18 protein-coding genes and 1 pseudogene are annotated in these 19,751 nt (G+C 41.5%); 11 read left to right on the plus strand and 8 right to left on the minus strand.

Annotated features, from left to right (window positions below; translation table 11 throughout):
* Window positions 1-4 precede the first annotated feature (4 nt).
* From coaBC to AC13CC_RS05390, 10 genes and pseudogenes are all read left to right on the plus strand, one after another.
* Window positions 5-1,210 (plus strand): bifunctional phosphopantothenoylcysteine decarboxylase/phosphopantothenate--cysteine ligase CoaBC, encoded by a 1,206-nt coding sequence (gene coaBC, locus AC13CC_RS05345; RefSeq protein WP_326280141.1) that lies wholly within the window; start codon window positions 5-7, stop codon window positions 1,208-1,210.
* On the plus strand, window positions 1,203-2,093 hold the full coding sequence (porD, locus tag AC13CC_RS05350) for a type IX secretion system protein PorD (RefSeq protein ID WP_326280139.1): 891 nt from the start codon (window positions 1,203-1,205) through the stop codon (window positions 2,091-2,093). Before coaBC ends, porD begins: the two co-directional genes overlap by 8 nt.
* A gap of 46 nt (window positions 2,094-2,139) precedes the next feature.
* Complete coding sequence (gene recN, locus AC13CC_RS05355; RefSeq protein ID WP_326280137.1) at window positions 2,140-3,792, plus strand: DNA repair protein RecN; 1,653 nt, start codon at window positions 2,140-2,142, stop codon at window positions 3,790-3,792.
* Between the two features lie 442 nt (window positions 3,793-4,234).
* Entirely contained in the window at window positions 4,235-5,047 is an 813-nt protein-coding gene (locus tag AC13CC_RS05360) for an enoyl-ACP reductase FabI (RefSeq protein ID WP_326280135.1), read from the plus strand.
* A gap of 54 nt (window positions 5,048-5,101) precedes the next feature.
* Window positions 5,102-6,109, plus strand: a complete 1,008-nt coding sequence (locus AC13CC_RS05365) for a glycosyltransferase family 2 protein (protein WP_326280177.1) — start codon at window positions 5,102-5,104, stop codon at window positions 6,107-6,109.
* Window positions 6,110-6,112: 3 nt separating this feature from the next.
* A complete protein-coding gene (locus AC13CC_RS05370) occupies window positions 6,113-7,069 on the plus strand; it encodes a CdaR family protein (RefSeq protein WP_326280133.1) in 957 nt (318 codons plus the stop codon).
* Entirely contained in the window at window positions 7,066-7,659 is a 594-nt protein-coding gene (gene coaE, locus AC13CC_RS05375; RefSeq protein WP_326280131.1) for a dephospho-CoA kinase, read from the plus strand. The genes AC13CC_RS05370 and coaE overlap by 4 nt, the downstream gene beginning before the upstream one ends.
* A gap of 64 nt (window positions 7,660-7,723) precedes the next feature.
* Window positions 7,724-9,307 carry a sensor histidine kinase gene (locus AC13CC_RS05380; protein WP_326280129.1) on the plus strand — a complete coding sequence of 528 codons (1,584 nt, stop codon included), beginning with the start codon at window positions 7,724-7,726 and terminating at the stop codon, window positions 9,305-9,307.
* 9 nt (window positions 9,308-9,316) lie between these two features.
* The gene (locus tag AC13CC_RS05385) at window positions 9,317-10,033 is read left to right on the plus strand and encodes a response regulator transcription factor (protein ID WP_163627842.1); all 717 of its coding nucleotides are present in this window, start codon (window positions 9,317-9,319) and stop codon (window positions 10,031-10,033) included.
* Window positions 10,034-10,192: 159 nt separating this feature from the next.
* A pseudogene (locus AC13CC_RS05390) lies at window positions 10,193-10,897 on the plus strand (transposase).
* 74 nt (window positions 10,898-10,971) lie between these two features.
* Here AC13CC_RS05390 and AC13CC_RS05395 read toward each other — a convergent pair.
* The 8 genes from AC13CC_RS05395 to AC13CC_RS05430 all read right to left on the minus strand — a co-directional run bounded on the left by AC13CC_RS05395 (window position 10,972) and on the right by AC13CC_RS05430 (window position 18,678).
* Window positions 10,972-11,469, minus strand: coding sequence for a gluconokinase (locus AC13CC_RS05395; protein WP_326280125.1), 498 nt, complete (start codon window positions 11,467-11,469; stop codon window positions 10,972-10,974).
* On the minus strand, window positions 11,456-12,385 hold the full coding sequence (gene miaA, locus AC13CC_RS05400) for a tRNA (adenosine(37)-N6)-dimethylallyltransferase MiaA (RefSeq protein ID WP_326280123.1): 930 nt from the start codon (window positions 12,383-12,385) through the stop codon (window positions 11,456-11,458). Before miaA ends, AC13CC_RS05395 begins: the two co-directional genes overlap by 14 nt.
* Window positions 12,382-13,227 carry an ion transporter gene (locus AC13CC_RS05405; RefSeq protein WP_326280121.1) on the minus strand — a complete coding sequence of 282 codons (846 nt, stop codon included), beginning with the start codon at window positions 13,225-13,227 and terminating at the stop codon, window positions 12,382-12,384. The genes miaA and AC13CC_RS05405 overlap by 4 nt, the downstream gene beginning before the upstream one ends.
* Before the next feature lie 3 nt (window positions 13,228-13,230).
* Window positions 13,231-14,565, minus strand: coding sequence for an exonuclease domain-containing protein (locus AC13CC_RS05410; protein ID WP_326280119.1), 1,335 nt, complete (start codon window positions 14,563-14,565; stop codon window positions 13,231-13,233).
* A gap of 14 nt (window positions 14,566-14,579) precedes the next feature.
* Window positions 14,580-15,239: a YggS family pyridoxal phosphate-dependent enzyme gene (locus tag AC13CC_RS05415; protein WP_326280176.1), complete on the minus strand. Its 660-nt coding sequence runs from the start codon at window positions 15,237-15,239 to the stop codon at window positions 14,580-14,582.
* Between the two features lie 290 nt (window positions 15,240-15,529).
* Window positions 15,530-16,765, minus strand: coding sequence for a DUF1015 domain-containing protein (locus tag AC13CC_RS05420; protein ID WP_326280117.1), 1,236 nt, complete (start codon window positions 16,763-16,765; stop codon window positions 15,530-15,532).
* A 6-nt stretch (window positions 16,766-16,771) separates the two neighbouring features.
* Window positions 16,772-17,659 carry a 3-hydroxybutyryl-CoA dehydrogenase gene (locus AC13CC_RS05425; protein ID WP_326280115.1) on the minus strand — a complete coding sequence of 296 codons (888 nt, stop codon included), beginning with the start codon at window positions 17,657-17,659 and terminating at the stop codon, window positions 16,772-16,774.
* A gap of 53 nt (window positions 17,660-17,712) precedes the next feature.
* Window positions 17,713-18,678, minus strand: a complete 966-nt coding sequence (locus AC13CC_RS05430; protein WP_326280113.1) for a Gfo/Idh/MocA family protein — start codon at window positions 18,676-18,678, stop codon at window positions 17,713-17,715.
* A gap of 114 nt (window positions 18,679-18,792) precedes the next feature.
* On the opposite strand from AC13CC_RS05430, the gene AC13CC_RS05435 reads away from it, so the two are divergent.
* A complete protein-coding gene (locus AC13CC_RS05435; RefSeq protein ID WP_326280111.1) occupies window positions 18,793-19,434 on the plus strand; it encodes a protein-L-isoaspartate(D-aspartate) O-methyltransferase in 642 nt (213 codons plus the stop codon).
* Window positions 19,435-19,751 lie beyond the last annotated feature (317 nt).

Consider the following 19,751-nt stretch of genomic DNA (forward strand, 5'->3'; position numbering starts at 1 on the left):
AAAAATGTTTAGCGGTAAAAATATCCTTTTAGGAATTTCCGGGGGAATTGCCGCGTACAAGACCACATTTCTTGTTCGTTTACTGATTAAAGCTGGTGCCCGGGTCAAAGTTGTAATGACCCAGAGTGCCAGTTCTTTTGTTTCGCCCCTTACATTGTCCACACTTTCCAAGAACCCAGTTTTGATGGATTTTGTGAACGAAGAAGATGGAAGCCTCTCCTGGAACAACCACGTGGAACTCGGTCTTTGGGCAGATATTATGCTGATTGCCCCTGCCACGGCCAACACGTTGTCCAAAATGGCCAACGGAACTTGCGACAATTTGCTTTTGGCCACTTATCTATCTGCGAAATGTCCGGTTTACTTTGCTCCGGCCATGGATTTGGATATGTACAAACACCCGTCCACCAAAAATTCTCTGGATAAACTTGAATCTTTTGGTAACACCATGATTCCGGTAGAATCCGGTGATTTGGCCAGCGGCTTGCACGGAGAAGGTCGTATGGCAGAACCTGAGAACATTGTAGCATTCATTCAGGAAGATTTGGCCAAAGGACTCCCGCTATCAGGAAAAAAAGTACTGATTACGGCAGGGCCCACCCATGAAGCTATTGATCCCGTTCGTTTTTTGGGAAATCGCTCCACCGGAACCATGGGATTTGAGCTGGCCAAAAAAGCGGGCGATTTGGGAGCAAAGGTTGTTTTGGTTTCAGGGCCTACGCACTTGAGCATCGACCACAATTCCATTCAACTGATACGGGTAACCTCTGCACAGGAAATGTACGAAGCATGCCATAATTATTATGCAGACATGGATGTTGTCATTTGTGCTGCTGCAGTGGCTGATTATCGGCCTAAATACATCGCAGCGGAAAAAGTAAAGAAAAAGGAAGGTGAAATGTTCATAGAGTTGGAACGTACTCCGGATATTCTCATGTCGCTCGGCGAAAACAAAAAGAATCAATTTTTGGTAGGTTTTGCCTTGGAGACCCAGAACGAACTGGAAAATGCCAAAGGCAAGCTCAAAAGAAAGCATTTGGACGGCATTGTCCTTAATTCATTAAAAGACAATGGTGCGGGATTTGGAGGCAGCACAAATAAAATCACCTTTATAGATAAGAATTTGGAGATAAAAACGTTTGATTTGAAGACGAAGCCCGAAGTGGCTTCCGATATTTGGCAAGAAATCATCTCCAGAATCCATGCGTAACATACTGTTTTCCATTTTTCTATTGCTTGTTACCCTTGCTCTTCCGGCGCAAGAACTGAATTGTGAGGTAACCGTGAACTCTGACCAAGTGGGGCAGACCAACCAGCAGATTTTCAGGACTTTGGAACGTTCCCTCAACGATTTTGTGAACAAAACCAAGTGGACGAACAGGACTTATCGTGAAAATGAGCGGGTAAATGCACGTATGTTCATTACGGTAACTCAATACGAATCGGACCGTTTTGAGGCCAATATCCAAATTCAGTCTACACGACCCGTATTCAATACCACATACGAAAGCCCCGTGTTCAATTACAAGGACAATTCCTTTAATTTTCAGTATCAGGAATTTCAACCTTTGGTGTATAATCAAAACAATTTTAATTCCAATCTAGTAGGTGTTATTTCGTACTATGTCTATATTATTTTAGGGTTGGATGCCGATACCTTTTCTTTGGAAGGCGGGAACGACTTCTACCGTCAGGCCCAAAATATTGTAACACAGGCACAAAGTTCCAGTTATAGCGGATGGAGTCAGGATACTGGTAATCGCAGCCGTTTTGAATTGGTAGACAACCTATTGAGCAACTCTTTTAGGGAGTATCGCATCGCCATGTACAACTACCACAGAAAAGGGCTCGATATCTTGGCTGACAACAATAGTACGGGCAAACAAATCATTGCAGGAAGTCTTCGCCTGTTTGAAACCCTTATAAGCCGAAGGCCCAATGCCTTTCTGATTCAGACTTTTTTTGATGCCAAGTCCGAGGAAATCCAGAACATCTTTTCCGATGGCCCTAAAGTGGACATCGTAAAACTCAAGGAAACCCTAAACAAAGTGGCTCCATTTTATTCCAGCACGTGGAATGAAATAAATTACTAGTGCAGTTCTATAAAGAGGTTTATCTTTACGGGTAAAATCTTCGATATTGCTAGTAAATCTATCCATCCAAAATTATGCACTCATTGATGATGTAAGTGTTTCTTTTTCCAACGGATTCACCACAATAACTGGAGAAACCGGGGCAGGAAAATCGATACTCTTGGGAGGTCTTTCCATGGTATTGGGTAAGCGGGCCGACCTATCATCACTGAAAAATACAACACAAAAATGCGTGATAGAGGCAGAGTTCGATGTGTCCAAATATCAACTCCAGTCTTTTTTTGAGGATAATGACTTGGATTATGACGATAAGACCATTCTTCGTCGGGAAATACTGCCCAGCGGAAAATCCAGGGCATTTGTGAACGATTCCCCGGTTACTTTGGATGTTATGCGGACATTGGGCGACCAATTGGTGGATGTACACTCCCAACACCAAACCATGCGCCTTACCGAAAATGATTTCCAGATGAAGGTGTTGGATGCTTTGGCAGATAACTCTGAAAATCTTTCTGCATATACCAGAGAGCTTGAGCAATTGCGCACTGCATCCAAAGAACTCCAAAAATTGGAGGATTTTCAGACTGAAGCAGATAAGGAACACGACTACAACAGTTTTTTGCTTGAAGAATTAGAGGCTGCAAAGCTCAAAGAAGGCATGCAGGAAGAGCTGGAGGCCGAATATGAGCAATTGAGCAACGTTGAGCAGATTATGGAGCAATTGTCCGCAGGCCATCAATTATTGAATGACGAACAATTGGGCATTGTAGGCAGGCTTACCGATTTAAAACGGGCATTTCAAGGTTTAACGGATTTTGGGGCTGACTATAAATCGTTGAGCCATAGAATTCAATCCGTATTGATTGAAACTGACGATATCGCTTCTGAACTGGAACAATTAAAGGATAAGGTAGAGGCCAATCCAGAACGATTGGAGGTGGTTAATGGACAATTACAACAATTGTACGACCTGCAGAAAAAACACCATACCGATTCAGTATCCGAATTGATTGCAATTCGTGAGGAATTAGCTCAAAAAGTGAATGCCGTGGCCAATATTGAGTCCAAAATCAAAGCAAAAAAAGAAGAGGTTTCTGCGATTACCAAAAAAGTGGATGCTTGGGCGCAAAAAATAAGTGATGGCAGAAAGGTTGTCATCCCTAAATTGAACGAAAGGCTTCAGGCAAACTTGACATCTTTGGGTATGCCTTCAGCTACTTTTAATATTAAGGTAAATCCATCCAAATCGTTCAAAACCAATGGAAAAGATGATTTGGTGTTCTTGTTTTCTGCGAACAAGGGTTCCAATTATGGCGAACTGAAAAAAGTAGCATCAGGCGGGGAACTTTCCCGTATTATGCTGACTATAAAATCTATTTTGGCCGAGTATGAAAACCTCCCCACCATGATGTTCGATGAAATCGATACAGGGGTTTCGGGAGAAATATCCAACCGAATGGGGGAGATTATGCAGCAAATGAGCAGTACCATGCAAGTGTTTTCCATTACCCACTTGCCGCAGGTAGCATCAAAAGGAAACTACCAATTTAAGGTCTATAAAGAAGAAGGTGCGGAAGGAACAAGCACACACATCAAACAATTAAGCACGGATGAGCGTGTACGTGAACTGGCCGAAATGTTGGGTGGTAAGTCCTTATCCGAATCCGCATTGGCCCACGCCAAGGAGCTGCTGCAATAAAGTATTTTGATGAAAAATTTGTCACCCTTAATTTACTTTCTAGTTAAAAGTTAAAACCCTGCCTTTGCCGGCAGGTAGGCCTGCAAAATTGTCCAACGGTAGTCAGGTTTTATTGCAGTTACTTTAGGTTCTATAAATTTTATGCATAGTCCCCTCTCCGGTCTCCCCAAGGGGAGAAGTTTCCCTCCCTTGGAGAGCCTGTCCCGAACCTGTTTCGGGAGATTAAGGGAGGACTTGATGCCAAATGACAAAGAATTTCATTCTTTTCTTTAAAATTATGGATTTCAAATCCATAGTGGTTTATTTCAGGGTCCCATCCCACCGGGTTATCGAATGAGATGCTGAATCAAGTTCAGCATGATAGAAATCTATATTCTTAAGGATGTTAACAATCAAAATAGTTTAAATATCTTTGCTCTACAATCAACAATTGCAAGAAACTATGGCATACAATCTTTTAAAAGGTAAAAAAGGAATCATTTTTGGTGCTCTGGATGCAAACTCCATTGCTTGGAAAACCGCGGAACGTGTTCATGAAGAAGGGGGTGAGTTTGTGCTTACCAACGCACCCATCGCCATGCGAATGGGGCAAATAAATGAACTTGCGGAAAAAACCAATTCAAAAATTATTCCCGCAGATGCCACTAACGAAGATGACCTTAAAAATTTGGTGGAGAAGTCCATGGAGATTTTGGGCGGAAAATTGGATTTTGTACTTCATTCCATAGGAATGTCCGTAAACGTTAGAAAAGGAAGGCACTACACAGATGAGAACTACAGCTTTACTGAGAAAGGTTGGGATGTGTCCGCACTATCTTTCCATAAGGTGATGCAGTCCCTTTACAAGGCAGAAGCCATGAACCAATGGGGAAGTATTGTTGCCCTGACCTATATGGCGGCGCAACGAACATTCCCTGACTATAACGATATGGCGGACAACAAAGCCTATTTGGAATCTGTTGCCAGGAGTTTTGGTTATTTCTTCGGGAAGGAACATAAGGTAAGAGTGAACACCATTTCACAATCGCCAACCCCTACCACGGCAGGGCAGGGTGTTAAAGGATTTGATGGCTTTATCAATTACGCGGAAAAAATGTCGCCATTGGGCAATGCCACAGCGGATGATTGCGCCAACTATACCGTGTCCCTTTTCTCCGATTTGACGAGAAAGGTGACCATGCAGAACTTGTTCCATGATGGAGGCTTCTCCAATACAGGAGTGAGCCAAGAAGTAATCGATGAATTTTCTGAATAAACATTAAAAAATATATGGGAAGCCATCCTTTTTGGGATGGCTTTTCTGTTTCAAATGAATACGTTTTTCTCCATAGTAGTTCCCGTGTTCAATAGACCCGAAGAAGTTCGGGAACTGTTGGAAAGTCTTGATCAACAAGATTTCCAAAAAGCTTTTGAAGTGGTTGTTGTGGAAGATGGCTCTACGGAACGTTCGGAGGATGTCGTAGAAAAGTTTCAGGACAAGCTCAACATTTCCTACTATTTCAAAGAAAACTCAGGTCCTGGGGATTCCAGAAATTTTGGGATGCAAAAGGCCAAAGGGAATTATTTTATCATTTTAGATTCGGATTGTATCCTCCCAAAACAGTATTTGACCGAAGTGGACAAGGAACTTGAAAAGAAACTTGTTCATTGCTATGGTGGACCAGATGCAGCCAATGCTTCCTTCACCACTGTACAAAAGGCCATAAACCATGTAATGACTTCCTTTTTAACTACCGGAGGTATACGGGGAGGGGAAAAGGCCGTGGGAAAGTTTCAACCTCGTAGTTTTAACATGGGCATTTCCAAAGATGCTTTTGAAAAAACGGGAGGTTTTGGCAGAATACATCCAGGGGAAGACCCAGACCTTACCTTCCGGATATGGAAAGCCGGGTTTGAAACCAGATTGTTTCCAAAAGCTTTTGTATACCATAAAAGACGTATAGACTGGAACAAATTCTATATTCAGGTGAATAAATTTGGGATGGTCCGTCCCATACTCAACAAATGGCATCCCGGAACGGCTAAGCCCACTTATTGGTTTCCAACTTTGTTTATGTTGGGATTGTTCGTTGCCATAATCTTGGCTATAATAGAGCTTTGGTTGCCTTTGTTGTTGTATGTTTTTTATTTTTCAATTTTGTTTTTGGATGCTTTAATACGGAACAAAGATGTAAAGGTGGCCATTTTAGCCATTTATGCGGCTTTGACCCAATTTATGGGATATGGAATTGGTTTTTTCAAGTCCACAATGTTGCTTAACTTTAGTAATAAGGAAGCGGAGGAGTTGTTCCCAAAACTATTTTTCAAGAAAAAGTAAAAAGTGTCCAAAAAAGTAATGCATGGCCTCAACAAGAAGAAAGTGAAAGTATTTTCGCTTTTTTTGTTTTGCTCTTTTTTGGCGTGGTTTATCAGCAATCTGTCCGAAACGTATGAGTCTCGTACCTACTTTACGCTAAATTATCGCAATCTTCCGGATTCCTTGTTGTTGGGGAAGAATTCAAATGACCAAATTGAGGCTAAACTCCGAACCAGTGGCTTTCAATTTTTATACTATAATTTTTTTAAGCGTCGTATTGATATTGATGTTTCTGAGGTAGAATTTCAAAATGGTGATTTTGTATTGAGCAAAGAGGTGTTGAAAAGACAAATGGACCAACAATTATCACAGAACATATCACTTTTGGATTTGGACAGGAACCAATTGGAAGTGGATCTCTACCAAGTGGATTCAAAGAAGATACCCATACAGCCCAGGGTGGACCTGGAGCTTCAGCAAAACTATATTCTGGATGGGAAAATTAAAGTTTCGCCGGATTCAGTTGAGGTGAAAGGACCAAAAAATGAAATTGATACCATCAAATCAATAAAAACATCATCCATACAGCTAACCAATGTCAATGCCGATTTTTCCAACGAAGTTACCTTGATTTTCCCTAAGGGATTGGATAACAGTATTTTTTCGGTAGGTAAGGCAAAGGTTTTTGGTAAGGTCTCAAAGTTTTCAGAAAAGATTTTTGAGGTACCTGTGCAAGTGCTGAATATTCCAGAAGGGTACCAAGTAAGGACCTTTCCCAATTCAGTGACCGTGTTGTGCAAGGCCACTATTGAGCGTTTAAAGGAAATTTCGGCCTCCGACTTTGAAATTGTTGCAGATTATGGACAATTAAATGGGGCCGAAAGCAGTACTTTGTTCTTGGAAATTACACAAAGCCCACAAAAAGTATACGATATAAGGCTTGAAGAAAACACCGTAAATTTTGTTTTGGAACAGCGATGATGATAGTTGGACTCACCGGAGGGATAGGAAGTGGAAAAAGTACCGTGGCCAAAATGTTCAAGGAACTTGGTATTCCTGTGTATGATTCTGATATGGAGGCCAAAAAATTGATGGAGACATCAACAGAAGTTAAAGCAGCCATTATGGATTTGTTGGGTAAAAAGGCTTATGGCAAAGATGGTTTGAACAGGTCGCACATAGCGGATAAAGTGTTTAAGGACCCTGAGTTGCTCCAAAAACTCAACAATATTGTACATCCGGCGGTTCGAAAGCATTTTTTGGAGTGGGCCAACCGTCAAAAATCGCACTATGTAATACAGGAAACCGCATTGATTTTTGAAAATAATGCCCAGGACAAATATGATTGTACTATCTTAGTAACTGCACCTGTAGAAACTCGGATTAAAAGAGTAATGGACAGGGATAAAGTTGAAAAGCAAGCTGTTGTTGATCGGATAAACAACCAATTGAAAGATAAACAAAAGCTCGACTTAACCGATTTTTCAATAGAAAACCTTGAATTGGGCAAAACCAAAAGAAAGGTTAAAGAACTACACCTCAAACTTTTAGCTTTAGCATCTAAATTTTAACATTTATGTTAAGTTTTGGTTAAACGCTAAAATTACTAAATGTTAAATTTTTAATTTTACACTAATGAACAAGAAGCTATTCGTTCTTCTGGTTGTTCTTATGAGTTTATCCCTTTTAGGGATAATTTTCGTGCAAGTTTATTGGATACAGACGTCTGTAAACGATAAAGAGGAACAATTCTCAAGAACAGTCACAGATATATTGGACAAAGTGGCAAGTAGGGTGGAGAAGCGGGAGATGAAGGAATACTCCGATCGTTTGGCTTCTCTGGCGGATAGCGTTGGTGAACCTAAAAGTGCACAATACAAAAATTTCATGTTTGTAGAACGGGATATCAATTCCGATGAAATTCTTTTTTACTCCCATGGAATTCTTGAAGAAGATTACAATATAACCTCAGCGTTCTTTGATAATACATTGGGTGGCAAGGATACCACTACTCTTAAAAACATTACAAGTCGAAGAACCAAAAGTGTTTTTAAAGAGGAGTTCGGTCTTGATGGAAAAAGTTATAACCTAACCCCCATAGAAAAAGTAACCAATATTGGTAAGCTAAGCAGTATTGAAAAGGCCCAATGGGAGGATGTTTTTATGGAATACGCCAAAATTCAACCTATCCATAAACGGGTCTCCAAGCAAGAACTGGAACTGCTCCTTAGCCAAGAACTTAGCAATAGGAACATTGATATAGACTATGAATATGGAGTGTACAGCCAAGGTTACCCCACCAAAGTACGGTCTAGGAAATTTAAATTTTCGGGCTCTAAAATGTACAAGGCTCCCATTTTCAAGGATAGTGAAGGCATGTCCAATTTTTCACTATTGCTAACATTCCCCAGTATGAAGCGCTACATATTTGGTTCTGTAATGGGAATGGCATTACTCTCACTGGTTTTTACATTGGTGATTATGCTGGCATACTCTAGCGCCATTTACCAATTGATCAAGCAAAAGCGCATCTCTGAGATCAAGTCAGACTTTATCAATAACATGACGCATGAGTTCAAAACACCCATTGCGACCATAAACTTGGCAGTAGAGGCAATTCGAAATCCAAAATCCATTGAGGACAAGGAAAAAGTGTTGCGCTATTTGGGCATGATTCGCGATGAGAACAAACGTATGCATGCGCAGGTGGAAAATGTTCTGAGAATATCCAAATTGGAAAAAAACCAGTTGGACATTAGTAAGGACAGGGTCAATATGCACGATATCATTACTGACGCCATCGCCCACATTGAACTGATTGTGCAGGATAGGGGAGGATATGCAAAAGCCCACCTTGATGCCGACCGCTCGGAAGTATTGGCGAACGATATGCACATGACCAATGTGATGGTGAACATTCTGGACAATGCGGTAAAGTATTCACCAGAAACACCTAAAATTGATGTATACACCGAAGTGGTGAAAAATAGCATCATTATAAAAGTGCAGGATCAAGGAGCTGGAATGAGCAAGGCAGTGCTCAAAAAAGTATTTGAAAAATTTTACCGGGAACATACCGGCGACATACACAACGTTAAAGGCCACGGATTAGGATTGGCCTACGTAAAACGAATTATAGATGATCATCAAGGTGAAGTTTATGCAGAAAGTGAAAAAGGAAAAGGAAGCACTTTCTTTATTAAACTACCTTTAATTTAAAAGCAAACTATGGAAACAGAGAAAAAGAAGATACTATTGGTAGAGGACGATCCAAATTTTGGAATTGTTCTGAAAGATTATTTGAACATGAACGATTTTGATGTTGTTCTTGCCAAAAACGGAATGGAGGGTTTTGAGAAGTTTAAAAAAGACAACTACGATGTCTGCATTTTGGACGTAATGATGCCTTATAAGGATGGATTTACCTTGGCAAAGGAAATCCGTGAAAAGAACGAGAACGTTCCGATTATCTTTCTTACTGCCAAGACCATGAAAGAGGATGTTCTAAAAGGGTACAAAGCGGGAGCGGACGATTACTTGAACAAACCTTTCGACTCTGAGGTCTTACTAATGAAGTTGAAGGCTATACTTCAAAGAAAAGCTTCAAGTTCTTTGGCCGATAGCAAGCAATTTGAATTCGAAATCGGAAATTTCCATTTAAACTCCAAACTTCGTTTTTTAAAATATAAGGAAGAAGAGCCCATAAAACTATCTCCAAAAGAGAACGAACTATTACGTTTATTGGCACTTCACGAAAACGATTTGATGCCAAGGGAGTTGGCGTTGACCAAAATCTGGCGAGATGACAACTATTTTACCTCCAGAAGTATGGACGTGTACATTGCCAAGTTGAGAAAATATCTCAAAAAAGACGACTTGGTAGAAATCCTTAACATTCATGGAGAAGGTTTTAGGCTTGTTGTAAAAGCTGAAAACGAGCAATAGAACAAATTTCACCCCAATATAAAGCCGCCTTTTGGTGGCTTTTTTTATGAAGTGATTTAAACTTTTTTTTGGATCAAAATATAGGGCTACGGACATTTGTGTTACCACACGCAAAAACCATAGCCCTTGTACAAAGTACTCGACAAAGATACCATATAAATGGAGATAGTCCCCAACATACTGCCCCGACGGCCCTTGTGCGAGATCGTCAACGCGATACTCTACAAGATGAAGAGCGGGGTACCGTGAGAGCTCTTGCCCGTGAGGGTGCTGTTCTCCCCAAAGGTCCTGAGCTGGCGTCGGTCTACCACCACTACAGAAAGTGGAGCCTTTTGGGGACTTGGCTGGACTGCTGGACAGCATTTCTGAAGAGGCACAGGGCCGAACTTGACCTTTCCAGCGTGGATCTGGACGGGAGCCATACCCCAGCGACAAGGGGCGGTGCGGGTGTCGAATACCAGGGCAGGAAGAGGCGAAGGACCACCAACGCCCTTTTCCTTACCGATAGGCAGGGGCTGCCCTTGGCAATGTCCGAGCGTGGCCGGCAACCATAACGACCTTTACGATATCGAAGTACAGTTCGAGGTGGTCACCGCTGCCCTTGACAGGGCGGAGATTCCAATGGAGGGGATCTTCCTCAATGCCGATGCGGGATTCGATTCGAAAGACTTCAGGGCCGCATGTGCATCAAGGGAAATCAATGCCAACATCTGCTTCAACAAACGTAACGGGAATACGGAGAGGAACGAATACTTTGATCAAAAACTATACGCTGAAAGATATGCCGTGGAGCTAACCAATGCATGGATCGACAGCTTTCGCTCATTGCTCAACAGGTTCGATACCACAACGGAAAGCTGGTAAGGGTTCAACTATCTGGCTTTCATCGTAATTGCAATTAAAAGATTCATAAAGAAAAAGTTTAAATGAGTTCTATATCAAAACCTAAGCTTTTTCACAATCTCCTCAACAATCTTTTTTGGTGGGTGCTCTATGGAAACGGTAATTGCTTTGGATGGGGGTTCCAGTGTATCAAATTGTGATTGTAAAAGTTGAGCACTCATAAAATGCCCTTTTCTTTTGTTCAATCTAGATTGTATTAATTTAAAAGACCCGTTCAAATAAACAAAGGCCATATTATCCCCCATACCTGCACGTAAAATGCTCCTGTAGTTCTTTTTTAGTGCGGAACAAGCGATTATGGCACCCTTGTCACGATGTTTTACGGCCAATTTATTGAGCTGTATCAACCATTCCTTACGATCATCGTCATTTAGAGGGTTCCCAGAGCTCATTTTTTTTATGTTCGCTTCGGGATGAAAGTCATCACCATCGTAAAATGGCCGGGACAGTTTTTGTGAAAGCAGTTTTCCGATTTCTGTTTTTCCGGAGCCACTCACTCCCATAACTACTATCACAGTTTTACCGTTGGGCATAAAAGTTGGTTTTTAGTTGGTCTGTTACCATTTGTAGTACCTGGTTTGGCTCACCATCATAAGGCACCCACAAAATAGCTTCATTTTTACGCAACCATGTAAGTTGCCGCTTTGCAAATCGTCTTGTGTTTTTTTTAATTTCTGAAACAGCAAAGTCTAAACTGCAATGCCCACCAATATATTCAAAAAGTTCTTTGTAACCAACTGTTTGCAAGGCATTCAGTTTTCTGTGCGGATATAGTTTTTTTGCTTCCTCCAGCAATCCTGTCTTCATCATAAGATCTACTCTGGCATTTATCCGTTCATAAATAATTTCCCTTGGTGCTTCAATGCCAATATAAAGCGTTTTGAACCCCCTTTTGGCTTTGGGTTGGCCCAAGAAAAATGAGTAAGGTTTGTTGGCGGCTACGCACACCTCCAAAGCTCTAATCAGCCTATGTGGGTTGTCCCTATCAATAATTTTGTAATAGTCGGGATCTTTTTGCTTCAATTCTTTTTGAAGACTTTCCAATCCTTGCTCCTGTAGTTTTTGATTCAACAATTCCCTTATTTTCGGGTCAACCTCCGGGAATTTGTCCAATCCGGATACAACCGCATCAACATACAGACCACTACCGCCTACCATTACGGCAATATCCTTTTTTTGAAATAAACCATCCAACAGCTTAATGGCTTCCTTCTCAAAATCACCAACGGAATAGGGTTCAAAAATACTTTTGTGCTGAATAAAATGATGGGGTGCCTCGTTCAAGTCCTCTTTGGACGGAACAGCCGTCCCTATTTCCATTTCCTTAAAAAACTGTCTGGAGTCGGCGGAGATTATTTCAGTACCAAAGTGCTTTGCCAATTGGATTCCAAGTGAGGTTTTCCCAATAGCGGTAGGCCCTACCACAGCTAATAAAATTTTTGTACTCATAACAGGTGTCCACAATTATAGCAATGCGTAGCATCATCTCGATGGCCTTCTGCCGAACAACTGGGACAGGCTTGCGTGTTTAAATGAACTGTCCCCTTGTTACTTGCCTCGTTGCCTTTTTTATTTCGGGTAAATTCCGCAGTCACGATTCCAGTAGGTACGGCAATGATTCCGTAACCCAAAATCATGATTACCGTAGCAAGGAGTTGGCCCAAATTGGTCTGTGGAGCAATATCTCCATACCCAACGGTGGTGAGCGTAACTATAGTCCAATAAATGCTCCGTGGAATACTGGTAAACCCTGCTTCGTCACCTTCAATAAGATACATTAAAGTGCCCATGATTACCGATAAAATCAAAACCACGTAGATAAAAACAACAATTTTGGCCCGACTGGCCTTTAAGGCTGACTGTAACTGGGAAGCTTCGCCCATAAATTTAACGAGTTTCAGTATTCTGAAAATCCGTAGCAAGCGGAACGCCCTTACCGCCAACAAGACTTGTGAGCCCGCCAATATATAGGAGAGGTAAAGGGGTATTGTTGATAAGAAATCAATAATCCCATAAAAACTAAAAACGTACTTCCACGGTTTTTTAATACTGATTAAGCGTGCAATATATTCCAGGGTGAAGAAAATTGTTACCACCCATTCAAGGGTCAACAAGGTTTTATGGTAGTGTTGGTCAAATTCATCAACACTCTCTAGCATCACCAAAACAACGCTGAAAATGATCAGGATAAAAAGAACAATGTCAAAAAGCTTACCTGATGGAGTGTCCGCCTCATAAATAATCTCATGAAGTTTGTTTTTCCATTTAGATTGTGGCTTATATTCTTCCAACGATCAAGGGGTTAGTGGTATGGTCTTAAGTCGGTTGTTTTTTCTCAGATAGGTTTCCACGATAAAAGTGGTGTTTTCATCACTCCGAATTGGGGTCATAATAGACTCCAAGATATGGATATTATTGATTTGATAGTTGAGTTCCACATAACCAAATCCTTGAAGTTCGCCATTCTTGATTAATATAAAACTGCGCTCCCCGGTTTCCCTGCCGCGGTCTATCAACGCCATATTTTTATTTTGGATGCTGTACCGATCAAAAGCGGAAAGCACTTTTTCGTTACAATCCAATGCGTTGATACCTAATGGCTTTTGATGAGAATTTGGCACATTTGTCCCCAAAGAGGAAGGGCAAAGCTCAAATTCGTCCGATATTTTGTTTAAAAAGCTCTTTGCCGCCTGAGTTCCGTTAAACGCCATTTTTTTAGGCTCGAGCGACTTGTTCTTTTCTACTTCCAAAACAATATGTTCGGTTCCGTTTTGACTAAAATCTATGGTATGGGTAAAAAGTTTTTTATTGGAAACGTGGTTGTATCTTGGTTTGTTCTTTTTTTGCTCCAAATAAGCCTTCAATATGGCTATAAGCTCACTTCCCGTGGTTTCGTATGTTACTCTTTTTGTTTCTTTTTGAAGTTTCCGTGCCAGTTTGCCCACATTGGTAAAATGTTGGTTTACCCGCTTCTTGATATCCTTTGTTTTTCCCAAAAAGATGATTTCTCCGTCTTTGTCGTGCATATAGTACACACCCGTTTCCGATGGCAGACTAAAAACCATATCCAACTGGTTGGGAGAAAGCTCCCCATGGGTCTCCTCGCGGATGACCTCGGTAATAATTCTTTTGTCCGAATCTTTGTTCAACAACAACTTAAAGAGTTTCAAAGTAGCCAGTGCATCACCGTTGGCACGGTGCCTATCGCTCATGGGAATACCGAGCGAACGTGCCAGCTTTCCTAAACTGTGTGATTCTGCTTCTGGAATCAGTTGTTTGGATAGGTCGACAGTACAAAGCGTTTTTCGTTGATAATCGTAGCCAAGTCTTCTGAACTCAGTTCGGAGGATACGATAATCAAACTGTGCATTGTGTGCCACCAAAATAGTTCCTTCCGTTATTTCCACAATGCGTTTGGCCACTTCGTGAAACTTGGGTGCGGAACGTAGCATTTTGTTGTTGATACCTGTCAACTTTGCTACAAAAGGTTGTATTTCCCTTTCAGGATTGACCAAACAGATGAATTTGTCAACTATCTGGTGCCCATCAAACCTGTGGATGGCAATCTCGGTAATGCCTTCCTCATTGTATTTTCCTCCCGTGCTTTCAATGTCGAGTATGGCGTACATGGAAAATTAATGGTTTATGAATAATTTCTTGCCCCAAATATACTGCTTCCAATTCGTACCATAGTGCTACCTTCTTCAATTGCAATGGCATAATCACCGCTCATGCCCATGGAAAGGATGGAGATGTCCGTCAGTTTATCTTTAAGTGAATCAAACATGGATTTAAGCTGGGCAAACTCTCTTCTCACTTGATTCATATCGTCTGTAAAGGTGGCCATGCCCATCAAACCAACAATTTTAATGTGTTCCATCGCCTTGAAGTAATCAGAGCTGATAAGCTCGTACAATTCCTTTTCGTCCAAACCAAATTTGGTATCTTCTTCTGCAATATGGATTTGGAGCAAGCAGGGAATCACGCGATCATGCTTTTTAGCTTGTTTGTTAATTTCCTTCAACAACCTTGGGCTGTCCACCCCGTGGATCAAGGAAACAAACTCGGCCATGTATTTGACCTTATTGCGCTGTACATGGCCAATCATGTGCCATTCGATGTCCTTGGGCAAACCTTCCCATTTTTGGACCATTTCCTGTACTTTATTTTCTCCAAATACCCGTTGTCCCGCCTCGTAGGCTTCCAAAATATCCTCGTTGGGTTTGGTTTTGGAAACGGCGACCAAAGTTACCCCTTCGGGCAGTTCGGATTTTATTTTATTGAGATCATCTTTTATAGGCATAATGTTCTTAATGTCATTCCGCACCTAATGCGGAATCTTTTTGGTTAATGGATTCCTGTTTTCACAGGAATGACAATAAAATTACTCGTAGTGCATTTTGATAATATTATGGTCAAAAAACCGTCAGTTCGAGTTTTTTTAGAAGGAAAAATCGTACCTGCTTGCCGGCAAGCAGGTCGATAACCTTTTTTAGATAAAAATTCTTTTTCCAGATACAAATTTCACTCATGCTGTCGTGAAACCCGCTCGAAATGACGAATTTATCATCACAATGTACTGTGTTTTAAAGTTTATAATTCATAAATAGCCAGCCCGCTTCGGAGCTTAGGCTCAATATACGTGCTTTTTGGGGGCATTACCAAACCTGCATCGGCAATTGCCTTGATTTCTTCAATAGTGGTGGGTACCAAGCTAAAACCAACGGCGTAACGGCCAGAGTCCACCAAATCTTTCATTTGGATAAGGTTGTTTTTGCCATACCCGTAGCAAATCCGTTTGTCGTTCCTCAAATCGGTAATGCCCAAAATGGGCTCTAAAACGGTCTTGTACAGAATTTGAGTATCCAATTTACTCAGGGCATCGGTAAACTCGTGGTTTGTTTTTCTAAAATGGAGCGTGTAGAACTCACCTTCCAAATACATGCTAAATTCATGTTTTTTAGAAGGTTTGCAAAGCCCGTCATCCCTTTTTTCGATTCTAAAATGTTGATCAAGTTTGATTAAAAACTCTTTTTTGGAGAATCCGTTCAAATCTTTCACCATACGATTAAACTCAGAAATTCGTATTTGTGATTCCGGAATCAGGTAGGCCATAAAATAGTTGTAGGCTTCCTCACCCGTGTGATTCTCGTTCTGTGATTTTTTTAGGTTTGCCAACAAGTTCGATGAGGCACTACGGTGGTGACCATCGGCAATATAGAGTGCATTGAGGTCGCCAAAGGCCTTTTCCAATTTTTCAATCCCTTCGGGATACGAGATTTTCCACAATTTATGGTTGACCCTATCGGTTGTGGTAAAATCGTATTCGGGTTTCCGTTCTATTTTACGCTGAAAGATTTTATCCACAAGCGCATTGTCCTCATAAGTCATTAAAACCGGCTCTGCGTTAAAACCTACGGTATGCAAGTAGTCGGCAAACAACTCTTCACGATCCTGAATAGTGTCTTCATGCTTTTTGATGATATTGCTCCTGTAATCGTCCACACTACAGGCGCAAAAGAATCCCAAACTTTTAAAATCGTTCTTTTCTATTTGATAGAGGTAAAAACTGGGCTCATCATCTTTTTGGAAGACATTTTCCTCCAAAAATTCCAAGTATCGGTTATGTACAAGCCCAAATCGCTCTTTTCCCTTGATGTTCTTTTCAAACTTGAATCCCGGGTTGATGATGTGCAGAAAAGAGAAAGGATTGTATTGCAGCACCGCCTTCAACTCCTCTTGGGAATACTCTTCGTAGGAGCGCGATGCTACAAAAAATGCTTTGTCCTTTGTGGGGCGAATGGCCTTAAACGGTTTTATGATGGCCATGAAATTTTATTTGAATTGTGCGGAAACGTGTTCAGCTTTTCTGGATTCGGAATAATCGTAAAAGCCTTCACCAGATTTTACACCGAGCTTGCCCGCCATCACCATATTAACAAGTAGGGGACAAGGAGCGTATTTTGGGTTTTTGAATCCATCGTACATCACGTTCAAAATGGAAAGGCAAACATCCAACCCAATAAAATCGGCCAATTGAAGCGGGCCCATGGGGTGTGCCATGCCCAATTTCATTACGGTGTCAATTTCCTCAACCCCGGCTACGCCATTGTAAAGTGTCTCGATGGACTCATTGATCATGGGCATTAAAATACGATTGGCCACAAATCCAGGGTAATCGTTTACCTCGGTTGGGGTTTTTCCTAATTTTTTGGACAGCTCCATAACGGTTTCCGTGACTTCATCAGATGTACTGTACCCACGAATTATCTCGACCAATTTCATAATTGGTACTGGATTCATAAAGTGCATTCCGATTACTTTTTCAGGGCGATTGGTGGCAGCACCAATCTGAGTTATTGAAATGGAAGATGTGTTGGTGGCCAAAATGGTTTCTGCTTTGCAGATGTTGTCCAAATCCTTAAAAATCTTCAGTTTGATGTTCAAGTTCTCCGTTGCCGCTTCAACCACCAAATCCGTGTTCGAAACACCGTCTTTTAGATTGGTAAAGGAGGTAATATTGCCAAGGGTAGCCTCCTTTTTGGCTTCATCAATTACCTCTTTGGCAATCATTCTATCCAAATTTTTGGTAATGGTGGCCAAACCTTTGTCCAAAGATGCCTGTGCAATATCTACCAAATTGACCTTATATCCGTTTTGCGCGAAAACATGGGCGATTCCATTTCCCATGGTTCCGGCACCGATTACCGCTATTTTTTCCATAGTATATTGTTTAAAGTATTGTCAATTCGAGCATGGTCGAGAACGGCAATATATTAATTTTCGAAAGATTCAATTATCTGAAGGGCCACGCGGAGTGCGTTGGTGCCTTGTTCCAAACTTACAATGGGATCAGTATCGTTGTTTATGGCATCGGCAAAGGTTTCCAACTCGTCCAAAATGGCATTGTTGACGTCTATCTCGGGGTTTTCAAAATAGATTTGTTTCTTTTCTCCTTCGGCATTTTGAAGGATCATATCAAAATCCCCTGGGTTTTCGGGAGCGTCCTTCATTTTTACCACTTCCACTTTTTTCTCTAAAAAGTCAACAGAAATGTAAGCGTCCCGCTGAAAAAAACGAGATTTACGCATATTCTTCAAAGAAATACGACTAGAGGTAAGGTTGGCCACACAGCCATTTTTAAACTGAATGCGCGCATTGGCGATATCGGGCGATTGACTGATTACGGAAACGCCACTTGCATTGATTTTTTCCACTTCGGAAGGCACCACGCTCAAAATCGCATCAATGTCGTGTATCATCAGGTCCAATACCACAGGAACGTCAGTTCCTCTAGGGTTGAACTCCGCCAAGCGATGCGTTTCGATGAACATTGGGTTCTCGATTTTGTCCTTCACGGCCAAAAACGCAGGGTTGAAGCGCTCCACGTGGCCTACTTGGCCTTTTACGCCATGTTTTTTGGATAGTTCCAATAACTCCTCGGCTTCTTCCAGTGTGTTGGTAATGGGCTTTTCTATAAAGACGTGCCTCCCTTTTTCAATGGCTTTTTTGGCGCAATCAAAATGGGACAATGTTGGTGTTACAATGTCAACAACATCCACAGCGTCTATCAAATTGTTGATGTTTTCGTAATGGGAATAACCAAATTCGGCAGCTACTTTTTTAGCATTGATCTCGTCCGGATCGTAAAACCCCACAAGTTCATAGTTGTCCGATTGGTTTAAGAGCCTTAGGTGTATTTTTCCTAAATGTCCTGCTCCCAGGACACCAACTTTTAGCATATTACCTGTTTTTGTCAAAAATACGGATATGAAGCCAGTTTCCATAAATTTTTGATCGGAACTAAGGGGATATTTTGGGGAACTTTATAAATTCGTGCCACCAGACCACAGACGATGAAGGATACGCTCAAACATAGGGGAATGCGCAAGAACTTGGCCGAGATTGTTGCTGCCAAGGGAGTTGCGGACAAAAAGGTGCTCGAAGCCATAAAAACCATTCCAAGGCACTTGTTTTTGGATAGTGGTTTTGAAGACCATGCTTATCAAGATAAGGCGTTTCCCATTGGTGCCGACCAGACGATTTCACAGCCCTATACGGTTGCTTTTCAGACTGAATTGTTGGAAGTAAAACCCAACGCCAAAATTTTGGAAATCGGTACGGGAAGTGGTTACCAAACCGCGGTTTTACTGCATTTAAGGGCGAAGGTATATACGATTGAACGCCAATTGGAGCTGTTCAAGACTACCCGATTGTTCTTCAATAAAATGCATTACCGTCCCAAGAAAATGATTTTTGGCGATGGGTATAAAGGATTGCCCGAAGAGGCCCCTTTTGATGGAATTATTGTGACCGCTGGTGCGCCGGAAGTGCCAAGACCGCTGTTGTCCCAGTTGAAAGTAGGGGGCAGGCTGGTAATTCCTGTTGGAGTTAATGAGCAAATCATGACTTTGTACGTACGAAAATCGAAAAAAGAGTTTGAAAAGAAAGAGTTTGGTTCATTCCGTTTTGTGCCCTTGTTGGAGGACAAGAATTGACAGCTAACTATTTGATTGACCATGTATGTGCAGTAAGCAGTAGCAGTAACTAAGTGATCGAACAATCTTGTCTTTTTCGAACCGATGACCTGCGGGAACGTGGGAAATCTCAGCACCCTGAACTGGCCTGCCTGCCGGCAGGCAGGAGTTTGGAATAACGATTGGATATAATTGAGGGACATTCAGGAGTAAGCCTGCTTTTTCATGAACATTAAACTAAATGCCACTGAACCATATTGGTTTTAGTGGCATTTTTCATTTATATGTTGTGTTTTTGATGCTTTTGAACGAAGATGCGTCCGTTTTCAAGGATTTTG

The organism is Flagellimonas sp. L-11, from assembly GCF_056857735.1.